We start from the raw sequence: 22,049 nt of genomic DNA on the forward strand, positions 1-22,049 counted from the left end.
TCAGCTAAAGGTCTTACCGGCGTGGGATAACGCACGGCTGGTACGGCGATAGAGGTAGAGGGTGGCCAGCAGGGCGCAGACAGCCGCAAAGCTCATCCAGTAGCCGGGCGACGCTTTATCGCCGGTCAGCTCAATCAGGCCGGTGGACATCACCGGGGTAAAGCCGCCGAACAGGGCAGTCGCCAGGCTGTAGGCCAGTGAAAAGCCCGCGACGCGCACTTCAGCCGGCATGATTTCGGTCAGGGCCGGGATCATCGCACCGTTGTAGAGACCGTAGATCATCGAAAGCCACAGCAGCACGCCCAGCATCATTGAGAAGCCGGGGGCCGCCGCCAGCAGGCTCAGCGCCGGATAGCTGGTCGCCATCGCCAGCAGGGTCATCGCCACCAGGATCGGCTTACGGCCAAAGCGGTCGGAGAGCGCGCCGCCGATCGGCAACCAGATAAAGTTCGATACCGCCACCAGTAACGTCACCAGCAGGCTGTCAGAGGCGCTGAGCAGCAGCACTTTCTTGCCAAAGGTCGGGGCGTAAACCGTGATCAGGTAAAACGCGGTGGTGGTCATCGCGACCATCAGCATGCCGGCAATCACGACCTGCCAGTTGGCGAGCAGAATACGGAACACCTGCTTCACTTCGGGATGGCTGCGACGATTGTTGAACTCCTGCGTCTCTTCCAGCTTGCGGCGCAGCACGAAAATAAACGGCACGATCAGACAGCCAAACAGGAAGGGAATACGCCAGCCCCACTCGCGGATTTCACTTTCTGCCAGTACGGCGTTGAGGATAAAGCCCATCGCGGCGGCGACCATAATGGCTACCTGCTGGCTGCCTGACTGCCAGCTGGTGTAGAAGCCTTTGCGACCCGGCGTGGCGATCTCGGCCAGATAGACCGACACACCACCCAGCTCCGCACCGGCCGAGAAACCCTGCAACAGGCGGCCGATCAGCACCAGCAGCGGCGCCCACAGGCCAATGCTCTGGTAGGAGGGGATCAGCACGATCAGAAAGGTGCCCGCCGCCATAATCGAGAGCGTGACAATCAGTCCCTTACGACGGCCGACCTTATCGATGTAGGCTCCCAGCACGACCGCGCCGATAGGGCGCATAAGGAAGCCAGCCCCAAACACGGCAAAGGTCATCATCAGGGAGGCGAACTCACTGCTGGCCGGAAAGAAGGTGTGAGCGATATAGGTGGCATAGAAACCGAACAGGAAGAAATCGAACTGTTCGAGGAAGTTGCCAGAGGTCACACGGAAAATTGCGCCAATCCTGGCGCGGTGAGTCATGGGTGAGGTGGTCTGCATCAGAAGCTCCAGTAAGGTATGACGCTTTTTGCCGCGCCTGTGACTGAAGAGTGGATCAGCGTCCGGCGCTAAATAAGTGCAAAATGAGAATCAATTGATGTGTCAGCCGCATGATTGCCCGGCGTTATCAATTTAAAGGCTTACGATTCAGAAGGTTGGACAGCCGCGCGTTTTGACTGCTTCTGTTACCGGTGCTGACGTGAGTTTGCGGAAATGTGACAGGATTCATAGGCGTGTTACAGGTTCTGGCGGGGGATGCGCCGGTTGTCGTGCCGCCAGAAGGGGGTCTGGCGGCAGGAATAAAACGGTCAGGTCATGTTATGCGTTAACGCGGGGTGACACCGAAAATCTGTTGCAGATGGCGGAGACCCGCCACGGTGAAAGCCACTTCCCGATAGCCTGCCTGCCGGGTCAGCCAGCCCTGCTGTTCAAAGCCGATCAGCAGCGCGGCGCCCGCGTAGCCCCCGAGATGAAACTGCCGCTCACTCCAGTCCAGGCAGCCACAGCACGCTTTGCGCCGTCCGGGTTGTGACAGGTCAATCTGCAATGCCAGAAACTGCTGTCTGCCGTGAAGCGTGACCGCGCTGCCTTCGGGCGTGATCCAGCCCTGATGCACCAGTGAGGCATAGATCTGCACCGCAATTTCACCTGCCAGATGGTCATAACAGGTGCGGGCGGTGCGAAGCGCGCGTGGCGCTGTGCTCTCAGGGGCGGCAATCCGTTGCCACGACACGCCCATCATGTTCTCAATCAGCGTGGCGATATCACTGCCATTCAGCCGGTAATAACGGTGACGGCCCTGCGCCAGGCACACGATCAGCCCGCTATTCATCAGACGGGTCAGATGTGCGCTGGCGGTGGAGGGCGCGACATCCGTGACGGCACTGAGCTCCGTGGCCGTCCATGCGCGTCCATCCATCAGCGCTGACAGCATCCTGACCCGCGAGGGATCGGCCATCGCGGCGGCGACACCGGCAATGGCGTTTTCCAGCGCGTCACTGTCGTCGGGGGCATTATGGGGTTGCGGTGTTGCCATCGGAGGATACGGCCCATTCTGTAGTCAGCCCGGCGGCTGAGAGATTGTTGTCGGTGATCAGGATCAGCCGGTTAGCGTGGTCACTGTACTGCACCAGGATATTTATCCCGGCTGCGGCCAGGCGTGTGGTAATGGCACCCAGTTCACCGGGACGCTGCTGAGGGAGCCGGCGGATGAGTGGAACATGAACGGCTTCAACCGCGATCCCTTCCGCTTCCAGCACCCTTCGGGCCCTTTCACCCTCTGCCACCAGAAAATGGGCGTGGCTCAGTGTGCCGGACGAGAACATGCCACCGCCTTCCAGTCCAATCCCCTGATCGCCCAGCAACGTGGTAAGCCGGGAGAGCGTGCCCGGGCTATTCTGCAGGATCACATGAATGTCGAACATATTACATTTCTCCCGGGTTAAACGCATATTCTCTGACGAGGGTGACGATGCGCAGATGATAAGCGGCAAAAAGCGTCTCACGGCCTTCGCGCTGGGCAGCCTGATGGCACAGATTGCGCTTCCAGGCCCTGATCGACTCTTCATCGCGCCACCAGGAGAGTGAAAGGATTTTTTTCTCATCGGTCAGGCTCTGAAAACGCTCCAGAGAGATAAATCCCTCGTTTTCCATCAGCAGCGGTTTGAGGTCCGCCGCCAGCTGCCTGTAACGCATCTGGTGTTCCGGCAGGGCTTCAGCTTCAAATAATACGGCAATCATTGCGCTTCTCCTTGGGGTTGATAGCCGGAAAATAGCGGGCGGGAGATGTTAATGCTTCGGCCGGAAACGAAATAAGCGCGGCTGCTCTGGTTGCGGACAGATGTGACAAACCCACGCATCCGGCATATCCGGATAATGCAGACAAGGGTCTGGCTGAATGAGATCGAGGTTTACGGGCGGGGAGTAGGCAGAGCGAACTGCGCCTGAACCCGGAGGGGACTCAGGCGATAAGCAGAGAGAAGAATGCGGAACGGGAATACAGCGTAGCAGACATCATTTCCGGGCCATCAGCATCGTCAGCAGTTCGCGGCAGCACGCTTCTTCTTCGGCACTGTCTGCGGAGGCCAGATAGCGCAGCAGCTCCATGCAGCTTTTCTCCTTGCCCGCTTCCAGTAACTCTTCGATCAGGAAATTAAGTTTGTCCTGTTCAGAGGCGGCAAAAGAGGAGCTGAACCCGGTTTTGGCCGGGAGAGTGGGATTGACCGGCAGGGTCAGGGTGTTTTGCATCGGCATATTATTGTCCTGTTTCGGGTTAAAAAATGCACTGGTGTTGCTATTAAACTTATACAGCGATCCTTATTTTGTACAGGAATGGGATGGAATGATTTTTAACCCGGGCCTAAGCGCAGCGCGGGATGCAGAGGAAATCCCGGCTAATCATTCAGTTATCCGACAACCCTTTTCAGAAATTTTTTTCTCTGTTCAGACGTAAATCCACTCCACACGACGGCAAAAAACTTTTCATTCACGCTCTTCCCCTGATCGCTGATTTAAGTGATAGTAACGCCGCTTTACATTAATAATTCTCATTATCATCTGTGTGGGTTTTTACAATGAAAAAATGGTTTTTCGCGCTGGGGATGCTCACGCTGTCAGGAATGGCGTCGGCCAAAATGATTACTGATGTCGCAGGCCGTCAGGTTGAGGTGCCGCAGGAGGCGAAGCGCATCATTCTGGGTGAGGGGCGTCAGATCTATCTGCTGGCAGCCTTTGACACCGACGCGCCCTTTAAGCGGGTCATCGGCTGGCGGGACGATCTCCACAAGGCCGACTGGGATGGCTATCAGGCTTATGAGAAACGCTATCCGCAAATCAGTAAACTGCCGACTTTTGGCGGGGCGAAAGATGGCACCTTTAACATTGAGCAGGCGTTAACCCTGAAGCCCGATCTGGTGCTGATGAATCTGGAATCGAAAGCGGCCACGGATGAAGGCAAGCTGACAGAAAAACTGCAGGCGGTCGGTGTGCCGGTGGTGTTTATCGATTTCCGTGAAGCGCCGATGGTGAACGCGGAGAAAAGTATCCGCATCATGGGCGAACTGGTGAACAAACCGGCGCGGGCGCAGGAGATCATACAGTTCCGTCAGCAGCAGATTGAGCGGGTGACCTCGCGGCTGAAGAATTTTACCGGCTATCGCCCGAAAGTGATGATCGACCGCGCCGGTGGCTACAGCGATGAGTGCTGCATGTCGTTTGGTAATGAGAACTTCGGTCAGATGGTGGAGATCGCGGGCGGACGTAATATTGCCAGAGATCTTATCCCCGGCACCTTCGGCACCGTGAACCCGGAGCAGATCATCGCCAGTCAGCCCGATGTGGTGGTGGTCACCGGGGCCAACTGGAAGAACTACAATACCGTAGGCAAATGGGTCGGCGTCGGGCCGGGCGCCAATGTGACCGAGGCGACGGCGCGTCTGAAGGCGCTGATGATGCGCGATGCGTTTAAAACCCTGCCGGTCGCCCACAATGGCAACGTCCACGCGATCTGGCATCAGTTCTACGACAGTCCTTATCAGTTTGTGGCTATCCAGGCGCTGGCGAAGTGGCTGCATCCCGATCTCTTTTCCGATCTCGATCCCGACGCAACGTTCCGCGAATTTCATCAGAAGTTCCTGCCGCTGCCTTACCAGCCAGGCTACTGGGTGACGCTGCCCGCAGATAAACCCTGACTGACCGGCGATGACAGGGATGTCATCGCCAGCATTACACTTCCCGCCGAATAAACCCGCTCTTTCCCTTCAGATTTACTAATCTTTTACAGGCGCGGCCTCGTTTGCTCTGAGCAGCATGACGTGTCGTCGTCCGCATTCACGCTAAAAATGGAGAGAAACATGCGCAATATCTCGGGAAGATCGGCCTTTGCCGTGACGCTGTACGCTCTGCTGGAGCCGGTGCCGCTGGGCTTTTTTGTTGCGGCCTGGCTGTTCGACATTTTCTACAGTCAGACCTTTGTGCAGTTCTGGACTGACGCCGCAGGCTGGCTGATTGCGCTGGGACTGATTCTGGCCATTGTGCCGCGACTCATCGCGCTGGTTTATCTGTTTCGCGGCAGTGACAGTGCGGAGAAGAGCCATTTCTGGCTCTGGCTGGTGGCGGTTGTGATCGCTGTCATCAATGCGTTTATTCACAGCCGTGATGCCGCCGCGGTGATCCCGCTGGGCGTGACGCTTTCGACGCTGGTGGTGGCGCTGCTGCTGCTGGCGAATGTGCAACTTGCGTTACGTCAGCGTAGCGCTTAAGGAGGAGCCACCATGAAGATACCGCATAAAACGCTGCTCGCGCTGACCCTGGCAGCCCTGCTGGCAGGCTGTGATGATGGTGCACAAATCGACCCCCAGAAGCAGACCGGTCCGAATCCTGAACTGCCAAAGGCGAAGAGTTTCTTTATGCCGCCGATGCAGGTGCCGGAAGGCACGCCCTGGAAGGCGGGTGAGATGCCCAAAGTGGCTGACGGGCTGAAGATTGAAAAGATCGCTGACAATCTGCAGCATCCGCGCCAGGTCTATGTCCTGCCAAACGACGACGTGCTGGTGGCGGAATCAAACGGCCCGGCTAAACCGACGACCCGGCCGAAGCAGCTCATCATGGGCATTGTACAGAAAGCCTCAGGTAAGGGCGGTGCAGGCGGCAACCGGATTACGCTGCTGCGCAAGGTGAACGGCAAATGGGAGCAGCACCGCTTTATTGAGAATCTGCATTCCCCGTTTGGCATGCAGCTGATTGGCAACACGCTCTATGTCGCCAATGCGGACAGCCTGGTGAAGTTCCCGTATCGCGAAGGGGAAACCGAGATTCGCACCGCGCCGGAAGAGGTGACCGAACTGCCGGGCGGCCCGATTAACCACCACTGGACCAAGGCGCTGCTGGCCAGCCCCGATGGCAGCAAGCTCTATGTCGGGGTCGGTTCCAACAGTAACGTCACCGAGAACGGCATTGGCGCAGAGTATCGCCGTGCCGCGGTGCTGGAAGTGGACGCCGCCACCGGCGCCAGCCGCATCTTTGCCAGCGGGCTGCGCAATCCAACCGGCTTACAGTGGGAACCTCAGAGCGGCAAACTCTGGGCTATCGTCAATGAGCGTGATGAAATCGGCTCGGACCTGGTGCCCGACTACATGACCTCGGTGCAGGATAAAGGGTTCTACGGCTGGCCCTACAGCTACTTTGGTCAGCATGTTGATACCCGCGCCGAACCGCAGCGTCCCGATCTGGTGGCGAAGGCGATCAAACCCGATTACGCCCTGAGCTCACATGTCGCCCCGCTGGGTCTGCTCTTCTATGGCGCAGAGAACATGCCGCAGTATCGTGGCGGTGCCTTTATCAGTGAACACGGCAGCTGGAACCGGACTCCGCTGAATGGCTACAAAGTGGTGTGGGTGAAATTTGAGAACGGCAAACCGGTGGGGCAGCCGCAGACGGTGGTCTCGGGCTTCCTGACGGATGATCAAAAGCAGGTGCGGGGATTGCCGGTGGGTCTCGCCAGCGACAGAGAGGGGGGTGTGCTGATCGCGGATGACGCAGGGAACACCATCTGGCGGGTCAGCGCCGCCCGATAAGCCGGACGGGTCCGTTTTCCCTGCCGGAAAGCAGGCATAAAAAAAGGATTTGGCATCGCGCCAAATCCTTTATTTTTTTGTTCGCTACCCGGCTGGTAACCGCGCTGCGAACGGGGTGCTCAGCACTCTCCACAGAACAGATTGTAAAATGTGCGGCTAAGGATTTCAAGTTTCGCCAAAATACTGTATGTTTATACATGTGTTGAGTGTTGAGCCTCGCCTCATTGTCGACTGGCCGCTCCCAGGGGCACGGTTTTAAAATCCCGGCAGGTATCAGGTGGTGCTGGCCTGTGGCTTTAACCTTGAGTGCCGCTCAGCCCTCTCCACAAAGATGTGCTTAGGCGCCCGGCGGGTAGAGTCAAAGCCCTGGTTGCCGAACAGCGCGCTCCTGTAAAAGGAGAAGGAAAGTGATGGAACTGACTAAGCTGATTCTGGATCTTATCCGGGTCATCTTGCAGATCATCGTTGCCCTTATGCAACTGACCGGTCACGCAGGTTAACCGGAACTTGAAACAAGGCGGAGCTAACCACTCCGCCTTTTTTCTTTGTCAATTCTCTGTCATGCGCAGCGGGTAAGGTGGGGCGACAAAAGCACGCCAGCGGGGCGTGGCTTACCTGACCGGAACGATTATGTCTCTTGCCGCCGTTATGCCTGCCCGGCTTGCGCACACCTGCATCGACGACAGTGTGCGGATGCGGGAAACCACCGTGGGACAGCAGTGTGAAATTCTGGCGCACAGCCTGCTGGAATACAGTGAGCTGGGTGACTTCTCCTATGTTGGCGAACACTGCTGCCTGGCGGATACCCGCGTGGGCCGCTTCTGCGCCATCGCGAATCAGGTGCGCATCGGCGCGCCGAATCATCCGATGGATCGCGCCTCACAGCACCGCTTTACCTACTGCCCGGAGTATTATCACGCCAGCGCCCGCCGCGATCAGGGCTTCTTTGCCGCCCGCCGGGCCGACCGGGTGGTGATAGGCAATGATGTCTGGATCGGGCATGGGGTGATTGTGCTGCCCGGCGTGACCGTCGGTGACGGTGCGGTGCTGGCGGCGGGCGCGGTGGTGACCAGAGATGTCGCCCCCTACAGCGTGGTGGGGGGCGTGCCGGCGCGTCCGCTGCGGATGCGCTTTACCCCTGCGATTGCCGCCCGCCTGCAGCGCATAGCCTGGTGGAACTGGCCGCTGGAGAAACTGCTGGCGAACCTGCCTGACTTTCAGCACGGCGATATCGACGCGTTCTGCCAGCGGCACGGAGAGTAGTGAGCAGAATGCGCTGAATTGTTCCGCCATCGTCAGCGGGTCATCGCGGAAGGATAATCGACCTGGCGGACCTGTCGTTATCATCACATTTTCGAATGACAGGTTGCCTTGTAACTTTCCGGTGCACATGACACCATCAATACATGTATAGACATGTATCTTCAACCGTCTTACTGACTGATCCCTTTTTACTCAACGCATCTCTCACTGTTCCAGCGAGGACTCTATGTCGGTCAAACCCTCTGTATCAGACTATCCAGGCGCAGAGAAACCGCGCCTGTCGGAAACCCGCTCGATTGATTACATTCCCTTGCAGGAGCGTCACGGTCATCCCTTCAGTCAGTTCACACTCTGGTTTGGCGGCAATCTGCAGATTACGGCGATCGTGACGGGTGCGCTGGCTGTCGTACTGGGTGGCGATGTGGTGTGGTCGCTGGCCGGTTTACTGGTGGGTCAGATCTTAGGGGCGGGGATCATGGCCCTGCATGCGATTCAGGGACCGCGCCTGGGCTTACCGCAGATGATTACGAGCCGTATGCAGTTTGGCGTCTTTGGTGCCGTGATCCCGCTGGTGCTGGTCTGTATTATGTATGTGGGCTTTTCAGCCAGCGGGACGGTATTAGCGGGACAGGCGCTGGCCAGACTGATTCACGTCAGCAACGCCACCGGCATGGTGGTGTTCAGCGTCCTGATTGTGGTCATTGCGGTACTGGGTTATCGCGTCATCCATCAGCTGGGAAAACTGGCGAGCGTGATTGGCGTGGCAGCCTTTGCCTATCTCTTCATTACCCTGTTCACAACCCATGATTTATCGGCGGTGTGGCAGAACCGGCACTTTACCCCGGCAAATTTTCTGCTGGCGGTTTCGCTCTCTTCCTCCTGGCAAATCGCGTTCTGTCCCTACGTCTCCGATTATTCCCGCTATCTGCCCGCGCAGGTTTCCGCGAAGAGACTCTTCAGTGCCGTCTTTTTTGGCACCGTGCTGGGCACCCAGGCGTCGATGACGCTGGGCGTGATCGTGGCGGCGATTGCCGGCAGCGCGTTTTCAGGCAATGAGGTCGGCTACATTGTGAGTCTGGGCAGCACGGCCACGATGGCGATGGTGATCTATTTCGCGATCTGCTTTGGCAAGATTACCTTTACCACGCTGAATGCCTACGGCAGTTTCATGTCCCTGACCACCATTGTCTCTGGCTTTCGGCAGCAAACGACGCTGAGCCAGGGCGGGCGCTTCCTGTTTGTGGTGCTGATGGTCACGCTGGCCTGCGTCATCGCTCTGCTCAGTGAACCGGCCTTCCTGAAATCCTTTACCCACTTCCTGCTCTTTCTGCTGGCGTTCTTTGTGCCCTGGAGCGCCATCAGCCTGACGGATTTCTACCTCGTTACCAAAGGCCGCGTCGATATCCCGGCACTTTCCCGGCCCGAGGGACGCTATGGTCGCTGGAACCTCACCGGCATCGTGGTCTACTTTCTGGGCGTGGCGGTGCAGCTGCCGTTTATTGACAACCCTTTGCATCATGGCTCACTGACCTGGATTTTTGCCGGCAATGATGTCTCCTGGATCATCGGCTGGTGTGTCACTGCACTGCTATGGCTCGTCGCCAGCCGCTGGGATCGCCGCGGCACGCCCTCTGCGGGATAAAAAAGCCGCCCTGAGGGGCGGCTTTTTTGACTGTCATGCTGAGATGGTGCGGGTGCGCCCCAGCGGCTGACCTGTCAGGCAGCAGAAACGTCGGCGGTGCCGCTCCCGGCGTCAGCCACCAGCGGTTTTTCCGGCTGCAGCAGCGTCATGGCCAGCATGCTGCCAAAGGCGATAAGCGCCGTCACGGTGAACATCGCGTTATAGCCGTAATACTCCGCCAGCCAGCCGCACAGCATCGGTGAGATAATCGCCGCCAGATTGGCAATCGCCAGCGTCATGCCGCTGAAGGTGCCTACCGAGGCTTTCGGGCTGACATCGATCACCACCGACCAGTAGACATTATTCACCAGCGCATTGAGTGCGTTGCCCAGAGTCATCAGCGCAATAATGCCTGCGGCCGACTGCATATAGGGGATCGCCATAAAGCAGCAGGCGGTGCCGCAGAGCGTCACGGCGGCGAACAGGTTGCGCGCCAGCCGCAGGTTATGGAAGCGCGCCAGCAGCGCGTCGGCGATGCGGCCGCCCAGCAGGACCGTCAGGCAGGCACCGCTCCATGGGATCATCGCCACGTACCACAGCGAGTGCAGATCGTAGTGGAAATTATCCTGCAGATATTTCGGCATCCAGGTCACCAGCGTGAAGGTGATGTAGAGGAAGGAGAAATAGCCCAGCGCGTTGCAGACCAGCGTCCGGCTGGTGAAAAAGCGCCACCAGGGCAGAGGCACACTGTCGGCCGCGCTGCGGCGCTGCCCGGCGTGGATCAGCGCGCGCTCGGCAGGATTGGTGGCGGCGCTCTTTTCCGGGCTGTCGCTGAAGGTCCGGGCAAACAGCGCCATCGCCAGCAGGGAAAAGACCCCCAGCAGAATAAACATCATGCGCCAGTCATGGGTCAGCAGCAGCAGGCCCACGGCGATTGGGGCGGTCAGCAGCGCGCCGACCTGGGTCGAGAGCAGGCCGATGCCCAGCGCAAAGCCACGCTCGTTGTCGGGTGCCCAGTGGGCAATCGCCTTGTTCATCAGCGCGTAGGCCGGGCCTTCGGAAAAGCCGAACAGAATGCGCAGGGCGGCAAAGCCCATAATGGCTGAGCCGCCAAACAGTGCCATACCCAGCTCACCCGCCCAGGCGGTGGCGATCTCCAGTAACGACCAGAGTACGCCCGCCAGCAGCCAGACTTTTTTAGTGCCGATGCGGTCAGCCAGAAACCCGCCGCACAGCGAACCAAACAGATAGCCAAAGCCAAAGTAGCCCAGCACGGCGCCGAGCTGCACCTTACTGAAATGGTATTCTGCCGCAATGGCGTTGGCTGCAAATGAGAGGGCGCCTCGATCGATATAGTTAATCAGCGCGATCAGGAACAGCAGTGAAAATATGGTGTAACGGTAACGGCTGGGTGTCATCTCACTTCTCCTGATTGATAGTTTCAGGAGAGCTGAAGCAAAATTGATGCCGGAAAAGCGCATCGTCCGGCAAAGCCCGGCGGGCCGGGGAGCCCGCCCGCCACATCAGGCAGTGATCGCGCTAATTATTCGCCTGCGCATCAATGCAGTGCAGCCACTGCCTGCCGATGGGGAGCCTCAGGCCGCGTTATGGTGAGTCGTGCTGACGTGCGGCAGGGGAACCACGACCGCGACCACCGCGGCATCAGAACCCGGCTTTGCCGGTGGCATTTCGCCAACGTGCTGCAGGATCTGCTGCTGATAGGTTGCATCTTCCACCGTGGTCTGTTCACCCAGCAGTACGCCCGCCTCATTCACGTTTTTGCCTTCGACTTTCATTTTATGTGTGGCGCTGGCCAGCATCCACTCATATTCAATATCAACGTGTCCGCTATCAATACAGCGAATGCCGTGCTGACTTAAATCATAGGCCAGCACGGTAGCGGTCGGGCCTAATGAAATTAAGACCAGATCAAAGCTGACCGCCTGCGCTAATACCGTGTCAAAAAGACGATCGTAAACAGAAAAGGCATTACGGTTCAGCGTGGTAATACGTTTCACCTCCAGGGCACCATCCAGTAAATCGTTGCCTAATCCCAGACGCGTTCCGCTGCCTTCGACAATTAATACCCGGCGGCCCTTATAGAGCTGTTTAAATTTATCAAATATCGTCCGGGATAACTGTTTGCCTTTATAGTCATGATAAGGGCGGGTCACGGAAGTATTTCCATAGCGGTACTGCCTATTCAGCAGCGCGTCATAATGCCTGAAATAAAAGGATTTATGGAAGAACCAGAACAGGGCCGATCCACTGCGCATATTACGGGTGGTGCGAAAGGCATCGGGCAGACAGATCAGACAGTTCGGGTTGGCCTGCGGATCCTGCTGCAGCAGGGCCTTGAGCCGTGCAGAGAGGTTCGGATCAAAGGGCTGAAAGCCGATGTTTTTATACCAGGTCATCTCCAGTTCACCGTCACCATAACGGGCCAGCGATAATTGAGGATTACGCAATAACAGGTCAATCGTCTCTTCTATCGACATAACAGAATAACGTTTTACCCGCGCCTGGGCGGCAGGGTAACGAATCGCGGCGTGTATAAATTTAAACGGAAAACGAAGCTTGCGATAAATCGCATTCAATGCGGACATAATTACCTGCCTGAGTTATTGCTGCATGAAAAAAATCCTGCCTGCTGGCCGGATAAACTGGAAAGATAATGCTGATATATATCACAGATAAATTAAGCGGCAGGCTGCGGAAACTCTGAAATCGTTTTCAGCGCCGGAATGCCTTCCTGCATTAATGTATTAATTATTGCTTTTCGGCCGGTTAAACAGGGCGGTGATAAATGTCTGTCCCGAATAAACGGGCGAAAAATAATTTCGCGCTGCGCCAGTCGGGGCTCGCTGGAAAATAAAAGATGCGGAACAGTCGCGTTGCCAGTTTCAGCAATAAGATTAAACCCTGAACAGGGATTAAAAAGCATTATGATTATTTGACACTCCTTTTAATTCAGCGATGACGCATAAGTGAACGTTACTGAAGCCCGGCTTGTCTGATATTTCTCCACTTTTGAACAAAAGGTGCGATAACCTGCGGCCTGAGCTTAATTTATTGTGATGAATATCGCGTTATTGTCCCTTCCGGAAGCAGAAAAAGCGGCAATACCGGTCTGGATCGGGTGCGGTTAAATAAAATTCATTAATGATTTACGTCTGTACACGTTTTTACATATTTCATGTGTAAGTTAAAATCTCGTTGAAATTATGTTTCACGTTTAACGTTTCTGACGCCGCTAATGACCCGAGGAAGGATCATGATCAATAAAATAACCAGTATAATCATGGTGATATTTGCTATTGCCCTGATTTACATGGGAGGACAACTCCTGCTGGCAGGAGGCAGCGCATTTTATGCGCTGATGGGTGTGGGCGTGCTGCTTAGCGCAGTTCTGCTGTGGATGAAAAAACGCAGCGCGCTGACACTCTATGCGCTGCTGATGTGGATCACACTGTTCTGGATGATCCGGGAAGTGGGCTTCGATAAGTGGCAGTGGATCCCGCGCGGGGATCTGTTCGGGATGCTCGGCGTCTGGCTGGCGCTGCCCTGGGTGGTACGTCCTCTGTTTCAGGGACAGCGCCGCTTTCATCCTTTCCTGGGCGGCTCGGTTATTGTGATGCTGCTGCTGGTCGCCGGCCTCTGCTTCTACGATCCGCTGCCGCAGCAGGGGACCATCACGACAGCCCGTAACAGTTCCGTCACCGGCGGCGCGGATGAGGAGTGGCGCGCCTATGGCGGGACAGCGGAGGGTCAGCGTTTTTCGGCGCTGAAACAGATCACCAAAGATAACGTGAAAAATCTGGAAGTGGCGTGGACCTATCACACCGGCGATCTGCGTCAGGAGGGCGATGCCACCGAGTACACCTTTGAAGCGACGCCGCTGAAAGCTAATGGCATGCTCTACTTCTGTACGCCGCACAACGAAGTGCATGCGCTTGACCCGGAAACCGGGTCGGTGAAATGGAAAGCCGTCCCGGATAAAAACCGCTCCTGGCTGCAGCAGCATCAGACCTGTCGCGGTGTGAGCTACTTCGATGCCGGTCAGCTGGCGCAGCAGGCGACGGAGAGGGCACCGGCCCTCTGCCGCAAGCGAATTTTTAACGCCACCACCGATGCCCGCCTGCGGGCGCTGGATGCCGACACCGGCAAACCCTGCGCTGACTTCGGCAACAATGGTGAGGTGGATCTGCGCGCTAATATGGGCGAGCTGCGCCCGCACGCACTGATGCAGACGGCCGCACCGCTGGTGGCCGGTAATCTGGTGATCGTGGGCGGTTCGGTCATGGATAACGGGTTTAACACTGGCAATCCGTCAGGTGTCATCCGTGCCTATGATGCGGTCACCGGGCGTCTGGTGTGGAACTTCGATCCGGCTAACCCGGAAAAGAGCGCGCCTGTTGCTGACGCGGTCATCTATCCGCAGGATACCCCTGTCGCCTGGGCAACCCTGAGCGCCGACCTGAAGAACGGCCTGGTCTACGTACCCTTTGGTAATGCTTCACCGGATGAAGTCGGCACGGCTCGCGATCCGGCCAGCAATACCGAGAAATTCCGTGATGCGCTGGTGGCGCTGGATCTGAAAACCGGTGCTTTCAGATGGCGTTATCAGAGCTCAAATCACGACCTCTGGGACCGCGATAATCCGTCGCAGCCCTCGCTGGTGGACATCAGCTATCAGGGCAAGCCACAACCGGCGGTGATCCTGCCGACCAAAACCGGCAACCTGTTTGTGCTGAACCGTCTGACCGGCGAGCCGGTTTATCCGGTTGAGCAGGTGAAGGTCTCCACGGACGGTATCCCGGGCGAGCAGTATGCGGCAACCCAGCCGGTTTCCAGCCTGAACTTCATTCCGCAGCCGCTGACGGAGAGTGCCATGTGGGGCATTACGCCGTTTGACCAGATGGCCTGCCGCATCACGTTCCGCGAGCTGCGCTACGATGGCAATCCGTGGACGCCGCCAACGGAGAAAGGATCGCTGATCTTCCCCGGCAACATTGGTGTCTTTAACTGGGGCTCTGTCGCTGTCGATCCGCAGCGTCAGATGCTGATAGCGGCCCCGGTGCGTCTGGCCTACAAATACAACCTGATTAAACGCACGCCGGAAACGGAAACGCAGCGGACCTTCACCAAAGATGGCACGCCATACTGGAATGAGAACTTCCACGGTGACTACGCGATCCATATTCAGCAGATGGCTTCCGGACTGGGCATTCCCTGCATTGCGCCGCCGTGGGGGCGGATGGTGGGGGTGGATCTCACTACCGGTAAATCCGCGTGGCTGCGCCGCGTCGGCACCACCAAAAACCTGAAGACCCGTTTCCTGCCCGGCCGCTTCCCGCTGGGATTCCCGATGGGCATGGTGGCACACGGTGGGCCGCTGCTGACGGCGGGTGATCTGGTGTTCCACGGTGCGACGGCGGATAACTTCTTCCGCGCTTACGACAGCACCACCGGCGAACTGCTGTGGCAGACGGAGCTGAGTGCCGGTGCGCAGGCCACGCCATCGACCTTTATGGGTAAAGATGGCCGGCAGTATGTGGTGATTGCGGCGGGGGGGCATGGCTCGCTCGGCACCACGGCGGGCGACAGCGTGGTCGCTTTCCGCCTGAAGTAACCTCAGAGACTGAGCGCCATACGGGCGCTCAGTTTTTTTACTTTTCTGTCCGCCCGATTCTTCCTCTCTCTCTGCACCACAACCCGTTGTATTACCTTTCTATTCTTCCAGCAAAACCTGCCTGACCGATGATACCGTATCGAAACTATTTCGTGACAGCGCTCGCGGTTTAGCGATTTGCCTGGCCTGTCCGACTTGCGCATTGAGCCGCGAAGCGTAGAGTAAACCATAACTTCACAACTAATCGTGAATATGAAAAGTACTTCACAATACGCACTCTGAAGGATTGACGCTCATGTCGGAACTGAAATTTGCTACCCGTCTTAACTCTTTCGCCTCGGGGGCGCACCTCTACTGGCCCGGCCAGCAGGGCAAGCCCTCGGTACTGCAGATGGTGGCCCGTGCAGGTAAGGTTAAAGGTCTGACGCATCTCGACCTTAACTATCCGCAGCATCTCACCAGCGACATTCCCACGCTGCGCCAGGCGATCAGCGATGCGGGTCTGGCGGTCAACGGGATGCAGATGCGCTGGGATGCGCCCCAGTTCAAAATTGGCGCGTTCACTCATCCTGACGCCAGAGTGCGTCGCGAAGCGATCGAGCTGACCAAACGCGGTATCGACGCCGGTCGGGAGTTTGGTTCCCGGCTGATGACGCTGTGGATGGGGCAGGACGGTTTCGATTACTGCTTTCAGGCGGACTATAAGAAGATCTGGGAGGATGCCGTCAGCGCGGTGCGTGAGGTGGCGGAGTACGCCCCGGATGTGGATGTCAGCATTGAATATAAGCCCAACGAGCCGCGCGCCTACAGCATCTTTCCCAACGCCACCACCTGTCTGCTGGCGGTGGAAGAGGCGGGCTGCGCCAATCTGGGGATCACTCTGGATTTTGCTCACGTGCTGTTTGCCAATGAGATCCCGGCCTTCGCCGCCGCGATGGTGGCACGCCGCTCGCGGTTGCTGGGGCTGGACCTGAATGATGGCTGGGGCAAACGCGACGACGGGCTGATGGTCGGCTCGGTCAATCCACGCGCCACGCTGGAGTTTCTCTGGCAGATGCAGCGCGACGGCTACCGCGGTGCCTACTACTTCGATACGTTCCCGGATGCCAGCGGCCTTGACCCGATTCGGGAAGCGGAAAGCAATATCGCGACCGTCACCCGCTTGCTGAGGTTGTGTGACCAGCTGCATGGCAACGCGGCATTACTGGCGGCCATCGAGCGTCAGGATGCCGTTGCCTCCCAGCAGATCGTCAATGACATCATGCTGGCGCGATAACGGCCCGCTTCTGCGTAACCTGAGTCTGTAGAACAAAAAACGTTACCCATACCCTGAGAATAAAAAAATGAAAAAACGCCTGCTTGCTCTTATCGCCTCCTCACTGCTCTGCAGCACCGTCTATGCGGCAGACCTGGCCCCGTTGCAGTCAGATACGGAACCGGATCGTACCGACTGGACGCAGCTCGACAGCAAATATGGTGCCCTGCCAAAAGTCGACAAGGCGCTGAAGATTGGCGGGGTGTCAAAAACCCTGACCAATGAGTACTGGCGCTCACTCGGCCAGGGCTACCAGAACGCAGCAAAGAAATATGGCATCACGGTGGCTTATCAGGCGGCGGCTAATGAAGACGATCAGCTTGGTCAGCTGTCGATTGCGGAAACCCTGATCTCGCAGGGCTTCAACGGCCTGCTGGTCTCGCCGCAGACCGACATTAACCTGCAGCCTGCGCTGGAGAGCGCCAGCAGTAAAAATATTCCGGTGGTCAACGTCAATGACGCTGTGATGCCGGATGCGCGCTACTACGTCGGCAACGTCCAGAAAGATAACGGCGTGCGGGTGGCGAAATGGTTTATTCAGCACCATCCGCAGGGCGGCAAAGTGGCGGTCATTGAAGGGCAGCCGGGGGTGTATGCCGCCGGTCAGCGAACCCGTGGATTCAAAGAGACGCTGGACAGCGCCGGGAAGTTCACCATTGTCGCCAGCGTGCCGGCGAACTGGAGTCGCGAGCAGGCCTTTAATGCCGCGTCGACCATTCTGCAGCAGCACCCTGATCTGATCGGCATCTACGCCAATAACGACACGATGGCGCTGGGCGTGGTGGAAGCGGTGCGTGCGCAGAACAAAGCGTCACAGGTGGCGATTTTTGGCACCGACGGCATTTCTGATGCTTACGCCTCAATTAAACGCGGTGAACTGACCGGCACGGTAGACAGCTTTCCGGTTCTTACCGGTGAAGTGGCAATGGACGTCATGATCCGTCTGATCAACGGTCAGAAGCTGTCGCGTGTGGTTTCAACGCCTCAGGCGCTGATCACCAAAGAGAATGTCGACGCGTTCTCAACCAAAGATAACACGCGGTTGCGTCAGTTGCTGGTTCAGCAATAAGTCAGCGGGAGCGGGTATGGAACAGTTTCGCTTAATGATGCGCGGCATCAGTAAAAGTTACGGTAACGCCGCCGCGCTGCAGGATGTCGATTTTACGGTGCGGCCCGGCGAGGTGCATGCGCTGATCGGAGAAAATGGCGCGGGCAAGTCGACGCTGCTGAACATCCTCTCCGGCGTACGCGGTGCGGACAGCGGAGAGATCAGTGTCAACGGCAACCGGGTTCAGATCCGCAGCCCCCTCAGCGCCCGGCAGGCCGGGATTGCGATGATTCATCAGGAGTTGCAGCACGTTCCGGAGCTCTCCGTCGCGCAGAACATGTTTCTGGGTCGCCCGATAACCTGCGCCGGAGGCTTATGGGTGAATAAAAAAGCGCAGCTGGCGCGGGCTGCGCTGATCCTGAAGACGCTGGATCCCACTATCGATCCCGATACACCGATACGGAATCTCAAAGTGTCGCAGCAGCAGATTGTTGAGATTGCCCGTGCGCTGCTGGACGACGCAAAAATCATCGCGATGGATGAGCCAACCTCCAGCCTGACGCCACGGGAGTTTGACCGTCTGGCCGAGCTGATTGGCGATCTGAAGTCGACGGGCGTTTCGCTGATCTACGTGTCGCACAAGATGAATGAGATTTTCCGGGTCTGCGACCGCGCGACCATTATGCGTGACGGTAAGCAGGTGGGCGTGGTCAATATCCGTGAGGAGAATGAAGAGAGCATCGTCGCGAAGATGGTCGGACGGAAGATCGACAAACTCCATCATCAGACGTTTGTCAGCGATCGTGAAGTGCTGCGGGTCGAGGATCTGACGCGCGGCAAGGAGGTGGTTGGGGCGAACTTCAGCGTGCGGGCTGGCGAGGTGCTGGGGATCGCCGGGCTGGTCGGCGCGGGTCGCACTGAACTGCTGAAGCTGATTGCCGGTATTGATCGGCGTACGCGTGGCTCAGTGAGCGTCAACGGCAACCCGGTGCAGAACCACAACGTGCGCGCCGCCATTAAGGCGGGCATTGGTCTGGTGCCGGAAGATCGCAAAAAAGAGGGCATCATCAAAGAGCGGGCCGTGAAGATGAATATGGCGCTGCCGTCGATGCACCGTTTCACGTCGGCGGGGCTGATGAATCAGTCCCGGCTTGATCGGGAAGCGCTGCGCGTAATGGGCGATCTGAAGCTGCGCCCGCTCGATATCGAAAAAACCATCGGCACGCTGAGCGGCGGTAATCAGCAAAAAGTGATCATCGGTCGCTGGGTGGCGGCGGACGCCAATGTGTTTCTGTTTGATGAGCCGACGCGTGGCATCGACATTGGCGCCAAGTCTGAGATCTATCATCTGATTGAAAAGCTGGCGCAGTCGGGCAAAGCCATTGTGGTGGTCTCATCAGAGATGACCGAGATTATGCGCATCTCAGACCGGGTGCTGGTGATGCGGGAAGGGCGGATCACCCGAGAGCTTACCGGCAGCGCCATCACCGAAGAGAACATTGCCCGTTATGCCATTAAAGAGAGCGACCAGCCTGCCTGACCGCTTACCTGACATTCACTAAGGTGATAACTATGACCACTCAGACCTCTACCGGGCCGGGTACCCGTCCCGCGCTGCGGCTTAAATTTAACGTAAGGGATGCCGGTACCTTAATCGGCTTACTGATTATCGTGGTGACATTTTCGTTTCTGTCGCCGGTGTTTTTCACACTGCCAAATCTGCTGAATATTCTGCAGCAGTCTTCGATCAACGCCCTGATTGCACTGGGCATGACGCTGGTGATCATCTCCGGCGGGATTGACCTTTCGGTCGGCCCCACCGCGGCTCTCTCGGCGGTGCTGGGGGCGACCCTGATGGCGTCAGGTGTACCGGTGCCGCTGGCGATCCTCGCCACGCTGGGCGTCGGCGCGATGTGTGGTCTGTTCAGCGGGTCACTCATCGCTTATGCCGGGCTGCAGCCGTTTATTGTGACACTGGGTGGCCTGTCGCTGTTCCGGGCCATTGCGCTGATCTCGACCGGCGGAAATCCGGTATTCGGTATTCCGCTGGCGTTTCGCAGCCTGATCAACAGCACGATTTTAGGTATCCCGACCCCCATCGTGATTGTGGCGATCATCGCGCTGCTGCTGTGGACGGTCATGAATAAAACCCCGCTGGGGGAATATATTCTGGCGATTGGCGGCAACGAAGAGGCGGCACGAGTCGCCGGTGTGCCCGTGAAGCGCACCAAGGTGACGGTTTACATCTTCTCCGGCCTGCTGGCCTCACTGGCCGCGCTGATTCTGATTGGCCGCCTGGGTGCTGCCGAGCCAACCATCGGCAACCTGTGGGAGCTGGACGCTATCGCGGCGGCGGCCATTGGTGGGGCTTCACTGATGGGGGGGAAAGGGAGCATTTTCGGGACGCTGATTGGCGTAGTGATCCTCGGCGTGCTGCGTAATGGCTTGACCTTGCTGAATATTCAGGCCTTTTACCAATTGCTCGCTACCGGCCTTATTATTATCATAGCGATGTTGATTGACCGGGCGACCCGAGGCAGGTAATGAAGCAAGATCCGCGAGCCATTGGTGCTCAGATTCGTATGCGTTTGCCCCAGCTGACGCCGTTAGAACGTCGGGTGGCTGAGGCCATCATTGCCCGAACCGACATTACCGAGCAGTCATCCTTAAAAGAGATTGCGCAGGAGAATAATGTCTCTGAAGCGATGATCGTTAAGATCACCAAAAAGCTTAACTTCACCGGCTTCAGACATTTCAGAAGTGGTCTGATCTATTACAACCAGTCTGAAGTAGCGGGGCTGCATGCGGAAATTGAGCCGGATGATTCGTCGGAGCAGTTGCTGGCCAAAGTGTTCAGAACCTCAATCCAGGCGATTGAAGAGACCTTATCAATTCTGGATGTTTCTGAGTTCAATCGGGCGGCGGACATTATCTTTAAAGCGCGTCATATCGATCTCTATGCCGTCGGCGGTTCTGCCGCCGTCGCGCGGGATCTGTCACACAAGATGCTGAAGATAGGCATCAAGTCGACCGCCTATGATGACGCCCATATCATGCTGATGTCAGCCGCCGTGTTATCTGATGACGATGTGGTTATCGCCATCAGCCACTCGGGTGCAACACGCGCAGTGAACGATCCGGTCAAACTGGCGGGAAGAAATGGTGCGAAAGTGATCGCCATTACCAACTACGCCGAATCGCCGATCGCGCAGAGTGCGCATGTGGTCCTCAATTCAACCTCTCAGGGATCGCATCTGTTGGGTGAAAACGCCGCGTCACGCATCGCCCAGCTCAATATTCTGGACGCGCTGTTTGTCGCTATCGCCAAGAAAGATCTGAAGCGGGCGGAGAAGAACCTGATGAAAACCCAGCATGCGGTTCAGGATCTGCGGGAATTCTAGCTATGAGCAAAATTGCAGTCACCGGCAGTCTTCATTACGACATTATGCTGGACGCGCCTCATCGTCCGGAGAAAGGCGAAACGGTGATGGGCAGTGCCTGTCACTATAAGTCTGGCGGCAAGGGCGGAAATCAGGCGGTGGCGGCGGCCCGGGCGGGGGCTGCGGTGCGGTTCGCCGGTTCGGTGGGACGCGATCAGCAGGGCCAGTTTCTGCGGGACTTTCTGCAGCAGGCTGGCGTCGATTGCACGGCGGTGAGTGTGATCGAGGCGATACCTTCCGGCATGAGTGTCGCGATTACCGATGCCGAAGGGGATTACGGTGCCGTCGTGGTGTCCAATGCCAATCAGCACATTCCGCTGGAGACTTTCGAACAGCCAGGCTTCTGGCAGGATGTCTCTCTGCTTGTGCTGCAAAACGAGGTGCCGGAAACGGTCAATCTCTGTGCGGCCCGGGCGGCGCAACAGCGAGGGATTAGGGTCTGCGTCAATGCCGCGCCCGCACGCCCCCTGTCGGCGGCGTTTGAAGCGTGTATCGACCTGCTGGTGGTCAATGCCATTGAAGCGCGCGATATGTGCGGGATAAGCGTACAGGATCTGACGTCAGCCCGCGCGGCCGCGGAGTCGCTGGCGGGACGCTTTGCCAGGGTGGTCGTGACCGCAGGGGAACACGGCGTCGCTTTCAGCGAAGCGGGAGAGACGCACACGCTGGTGGCGCAGAAGGTGACGCTGGTCAGCACCCATGGTGCCGGGGACTGTTTTGTCGGCGTGTTGTGTCAGCGTCTGAGCATCGGGGCAACGCTGAGAGAAGCGGCAGAAGAGGCTAACCGAGCGGCTGCCGAACACGTTTCCCGGCAGCCACACTGATCGAGACGTGTGCCACGTCACTGACGTG

General features: G+C 57.6%; 20 protein-coding genes. 12 read left to right on the forward strand and 8 right to left on the reverse strand.

Features of this window, described 5'->3' with window-relative positions:
- The 5 genes from FJW00_RS18695 to FJW00_RS18715 all read right to left on the reverse strand — a co-directional run bounded on the left by FJW00_RS18695 (nucleotide 1) and on the right by FJW00_RS18715 (nucleotide 3,558).
- Nucleotides 1–1,308: an MFS transporter gene (locus FJW00_RS18695; RefSeq protein ID WP_276047101.1), complete on the reverse strand. Its 1,308-nt coding sequence runs from the start codon at nucleotides 1,306–1,308 to the stop codon at nucleotides 1–3.
- Between the two features lie 322 nt (nucleotides 1,309–1,630).
- Nucleotides 1,631–2,341 (reverse strand): ArsR/SmtB family transcription factor, encoded by a 711-nt coding sequence (locus FJW00_RS18700; protein WP_140925334.1) that lies wholly within the window; start codon nucleotides 2,339–2,341, stop codon nucleotides 1,631–1,633.
- Nucleotides 2,319–2,729 carry an amino acid-binding protein gene (locus tag FJW00_RS18705; RefSeq protein ID WP_009090237.1) on the reverse strand — a complete coding sequence of 137 codons (411 nt, stop codon included), beginning with the start codon at nucleotides 2,727–2,729 and terminating at the stop codon, nucleotides 2,319–2,321. Before FJW00_RS18705 ends, FJW00_RS18700 begins: the two co-directional genes overlap by 23 nt.
- Before the next feature lies 1 nt (nucleotide 2,730).
- Nucleotides 2,731–3,045, reverse strand: a complete 315-nt coding sequence (locus FJW00_RS18710; RefSeq protein WP_111208434.1) for an antibiotic biosynthesis monooxygenase family protein — start codon at nucleotides 3,043–3,045, stop codon at nucleotides 2,731–2,733.
- Between the two features lie 273 nt (nucleotides 3,046–3,318).
- Entirely contained in the window at nucleotides 3,319–3,558 is a 240-nt protein-coding gene (locus FJW00_RS18715) for a hypothetical protein (protein WP_140925336.1), read from the reverse strand.
- A 320-nt stretch (nucleotides 3,559–3,878) separates the two neighbouring features.
- On the opposite strand from FJW00_RS18715, the gene FJW00_RS18720 reads away from it, so the two are divergent.
- From FJW00_RS18720 to FJW00_RS18745, 5 genes are all read left to right on the forward strand, one after another.
- Entirely contained in the window at nucleotides 3,879–4,994 is a 1,116-nt protein-coding gene (locus FJW00_RS18720) for an ABC transporter substrate-binding protein (protein ID WP_140925338.1), read from the forward strand.
- A gap of 162 nt (nucleotides 4,995–5,156) precedes the next feature.
- A complete protein-coding gene (locus tag FJW00_RS18725; RefSeq protein ID WP_140925340.1) occupies nucleotides 5,157–5,564 on the forward strand; it encodes a DUF2231 domain-containing protein in 408 nt (135 codons plus the stop codon).
- Between the two features lie 12 nt (nucleotides 5,565–5,576).
- A complete protein-coding gene (locus tag FJW00_RS18730) occupies nucleotides 5,577–6,878 on the forward strand; it encodes a PQQ-dependent sugar dehydrogenase (protein ID WP_140925342.1) in 1,302 nt (433 codons plus the stop codon).
- Nucleotides 6,879–7,508: 630 nt separating this feature from the next.
- Nucleotides 7,509–8,141, forward strand: coding sequence for a DapH/DapD/GlmU-related protein (locus FJW00_RS18740; RefSeq protein ID WP_140925344.1), 633 nt, complete (start codon nucleotides 7,509–7,511; stop codon nucleotides 8,139–8,141).
- Between the two features lie 226 nt (nucleotides 8,142–8,367).
- On the forward strand, nucleotides 8,368–9,783 hold the full coding sequence (locus FJW00_RS18745; RefSeq protein WP_140925346.1) for a purine-cytosine permease family protein: 1,416 nt from the start codon (nucleotides 8,368–8,370) through the stop codon (nucleotides 9,781–9,783).
- A gap of 74 nt (nucleotides 9,784–9,857) precedes the next feature.
- Here FJW00_RS18745 and FJW00_RS18750 read toward each other — a convergent pair whose 3' ends face one another.
- The 3 genes from FJW00_RS18750 to FJW00_RS18760 form a co-directional block, all read right to left on the reverse strand.
- Nucleotides 9,858–11,180, reverse strand: a complete 1,323-nt coding sequence (locus FJW00_RS18750) for an MFS transporter (RefSeq protein WP_009090229.1) — start codon at nucleotides 11,178–11,180, stop codon at nucleotides 9,858–9,860.
- Between the two features lie 177 nt (nucleotides 11,181–11,357).
- Nucleotides 11,358–12,368 carry a GT-D fold domain-containing glycosyltransferase gene (locus tag FJW00_RS18755; protein WP_140925348.1) on the reverse strand — a complete coding sequence of 337 codons (1,011 nt, stop codon included), beginning with the start codon at nucleotides 12,366–12,368 and terminating at the stop codon, nucleotides 11,358–11,360.
- Nucleotides 12,369–12,460: 92 nt separating this feature from the next.
- Nucleotides 12,461–12,706 carry a hypothetical protein gene (locus FJW00_RS18760; RefSeq protein WP_140925350.1) on the reverse strand — a complete coding sequence of 82 codons (246 nt, stop codon included), beginning with the start codon at nucleotides 12,704–12,706 and terminating at the stop codon, nucleotides 12,461–12,463.
- 330 nt (nucleotides 12,707–13,036) lie between these two features.
- Here FJW00_RS18760 and FJW00_RS18765 point away from each other — a divergent pair, with 330 nt between their 5' ends.
- The 7 genes from FJW00_RS18765 (at nucleotide 13,037) to FJW00_RS18795 (ending at nucleotide 22,021) form a co-directional block, all read left to right on the forward strand.
- Nucleotides 13,037–15,394 (forward strand): membrane-bound PQQ-dependent dehydrogenase, glucose/quinate/shikimate family, encoded by a 2,358-nt coding sequence (locus FJW00_RS18765; protein ID WP_140925353.1) that lies wholly within the window; start codon nucleotides 13,037–13,039, stop codon nucleotides 15,392–15,394.
- Nucleotides 15,395–15,689: 295 nt separating this feature from the next.
- On the forward strand, nucleotides 15,690–16,670 hold the full coding sequence (locus FJW00_RS18770; RefSeq protein WP_058958215.1) for a TIM barrel protein: 981 nt from the start codon (nucleotides 15,690–15,692) through the stop codon (nucleotides 16,668–16,670).
- A 67-nt stretch (nucleotides 16,671–16,737) separates the two neighbouring features.
- On the forward strand, nucleotides 16,738–17,778 hold the full coding sequence (locus FJW00_RS18775) for a sugar ABC transporter substrate-binding protein (protein WP_140925355.1): 1,041 nt from the start codon (nucleotides 16,738–16,740) through the stop codon (nucleotides 17,776–17,778).
- Nucleotides 17,779–17,794: 16 nt separating this feature from the next.
- Entirely contained in the window at nucleotides 17,795–19,297 is a 1,503-nt protein-coding gene (locus FJW00_RS18780; protein WP_058958214.1) for a sugar ABC transporter ATP-binding protein, read from the forward strand.
- A gap of 32 nt (nucleotides 19,298–19,329) precedes the next feature.
- Nucleotides 19,330–20,301 carry an ABC transporter permease gene (locus tag FJW00_RS18785; protein ID WP_058958213.1) on the forward strand — a complete coding sequence of 324 codons (972 nt, stop codon included), beginning with the start codon at nucleotides 19,330–19,332 and terminating at the stop codon, nucleotides 20,299–20,301.
- The gene (locus tag FJW00_RS18790) at nucleotides 20,301–21,158 is read left to right on the forward strand and encodes a MurR/RpiR family transcriptional regulator (RefSeq protein ID WP_009090221.1); all 858 of its coding nucleotides are present in this window, start codon (nucleotides 20,301–20,303) and stop codon (nucleotides 21,156–21,158) included. Before FJW00_RS18785 ends, FJW00_RS18790 begins: the two co-directional genes overlap by 1 nt.
- 2 nt (nucleotides 21,159–21,160) lie before the next feature.
- Nucleotides 21,161–22,021: a PfkB family carbohydrate kinase gene (locus tag FJW00_RS18795; protein ID WP_009090220.1), complete on the forward strand. Its 861-nt coding sequence runs from the start codon at nucleotides 21,161–21,163 to the stop codon at nucleotides 22,019–22,021.
- The last annotated feature ends 28 nt before the right edge of the window (nucleotides 22,022–22,049 follow it).

This window comes from Pantoea anthophila, assembly GCF_006494375.1.
Classification (GTDB): Bacteria; Pseudomonadota; Gammaproteobacteria; order Enterobacterales; family Enterobacteriaceae; genus Pantoea; species Pantoea anthophila.

What these genes read in the sequence shown, in the direction of transcription:
- FJW00_RS18775 (WP_140925355.1), top strand. Translation starts at nt 16,738, where the DNA reads ATGAAAAAACGCCTGCTTGCTCTTATCGCCTCCTCACTGCTCTGCAGC.
- FJW00_RS18715 (WP_140925336.1), bottom strand. Translation starts at nt 3,558, where the DNA reads ATGCCGATGCAAAACACCCTGACCCTGCCGGTCAATCCCACTCTCCCG.
- FJW00_RS18750 (WP_009090229.1), bottom strand. Translation starts at nt 11,180, where the DNA reads ATGACACCCAGCCGTTACCGTTACACCATATTTTCACTGCTGTTCCTG.
- FJW00_RS18745 (WP_140925346.1), top strand. Translation starts at nt 8,368, where the DNA reads ATGTCGGTCAAACCCTCTGTATCAGACTATCCAGGCGCAGAGAAACCG.
- FJW00_RS18740 (WP_140925344.1), top strand. Translation starts at nt 7,509, where the DNA reads ATGTCTCTTGCCGCCGTTATGCCTGCCCGGCTTGCGCACACCTGCATC.
- FJW00_RS18755 (WP_140925348.1), bottom strand. Translation starts at nt 12,368, where the DNA reads ATGTCCGCATTGAATGCGATTTATCGCAAGCTTCGTTTTCCGTTTAAA.
- FJW00_RS18760 (WP_140925350.1), bottom strand. Translation starts at nt 12,706, where the DNA reads ATGCTTTTTAATCCCTGTTCAGGGTTTAATCTTATTGCTGAAACTGGC.
- FJW00_RS18785 (WP_058958213.1), top strand. Translation starts at nt 19,330, where the DNA reads ATGACCACTCAGACCTCTACCGGGCCGGGTACCCGTCCCGCGCTGCGG.
- FJW00_RS18725 (WP_140925340.1), top strand. Translation starts at nt 5,157, where the DNA reads ATGCGCAATATCTCGGGAAGATCGGCCTTTGCCGTGACGCTGTACGCT.
- FJW00_RS18795 (WP_009090220.1), top strand. Translation starts at nt 21,161, where the DNA reads ATGAGCAAAATTGCAGTCACCGGCAGTCTTCATTACGACATTATGCTG.
- FJW00_RS18705 (WP_009090237.1), bottom strand. Translation starts at nt 2,729, where the DNA reads ATGTTCGACATTCATGTGATCCTGCAGAATAGCCCGGGCACGCTCTCC.
- FJW00_RS18700 (WP_140925334.1), bottom strand. Translation starts at nt 2,341, where the DNA reads ATGGCAACACCGCAACCCCATAATGCCCCCGACGACAGTGACGCGCTG.
- FJW00_RS18710 (WP_111208434.1), bottom strand. Translation starts at nt 3,045, where the DNA reads ATGATTGCCGTATTATTTGAAGCTGAAGCCCTGCCGGAACACCAGATG.
- FJW00_RS18765 (WP_140925353.1), top strand. Translation starts at nt 13,037, where the DNA reads ATGATCAATAAAATAACCAGTATAATCATGGTGATATTTGCTATTGCC.
- FJW00_RS18770 (WP_058958215.1), top strand. Translation starts at nt 15,690, where the DNA reads ATGTCGGAACTGAAATTTGCTACCCGTCTTAACTCTTTCGCCTCGGGG.
- FJW00_RS18790 (WP_009090221.1), top strand. Translation starts at nt 20,301, where the DNA reads ATGAAGCAAGATCCGCGAGCCATTGGTGCTCAGATTCGTATGCGTTTG.
- FJW00_RS18780 (WP_058958214.1), top strand. Translation starts at nt 17,795, where the DNA reads ATGGAACAGTTTCGCTTAATGATGCGCGGCATCAGTAAAAGTTACGGT.
- FJW00_RS18730 (WP_140925342.1), top strand. Translation starts at nt 5,577, where the DNA reads ATGAAGATACCGCATAAAACGCTGCTCGCGCTGACCCTGGCAGCCCTG.
- FJW00_RS18720 (WP_140925338.1), top strand. Translation starts at nt 3,879, where the DNA reads ATGAAAAAATGGTTTTTCGCGCTGGGGATGCTCACGCTGTCAGGAATG.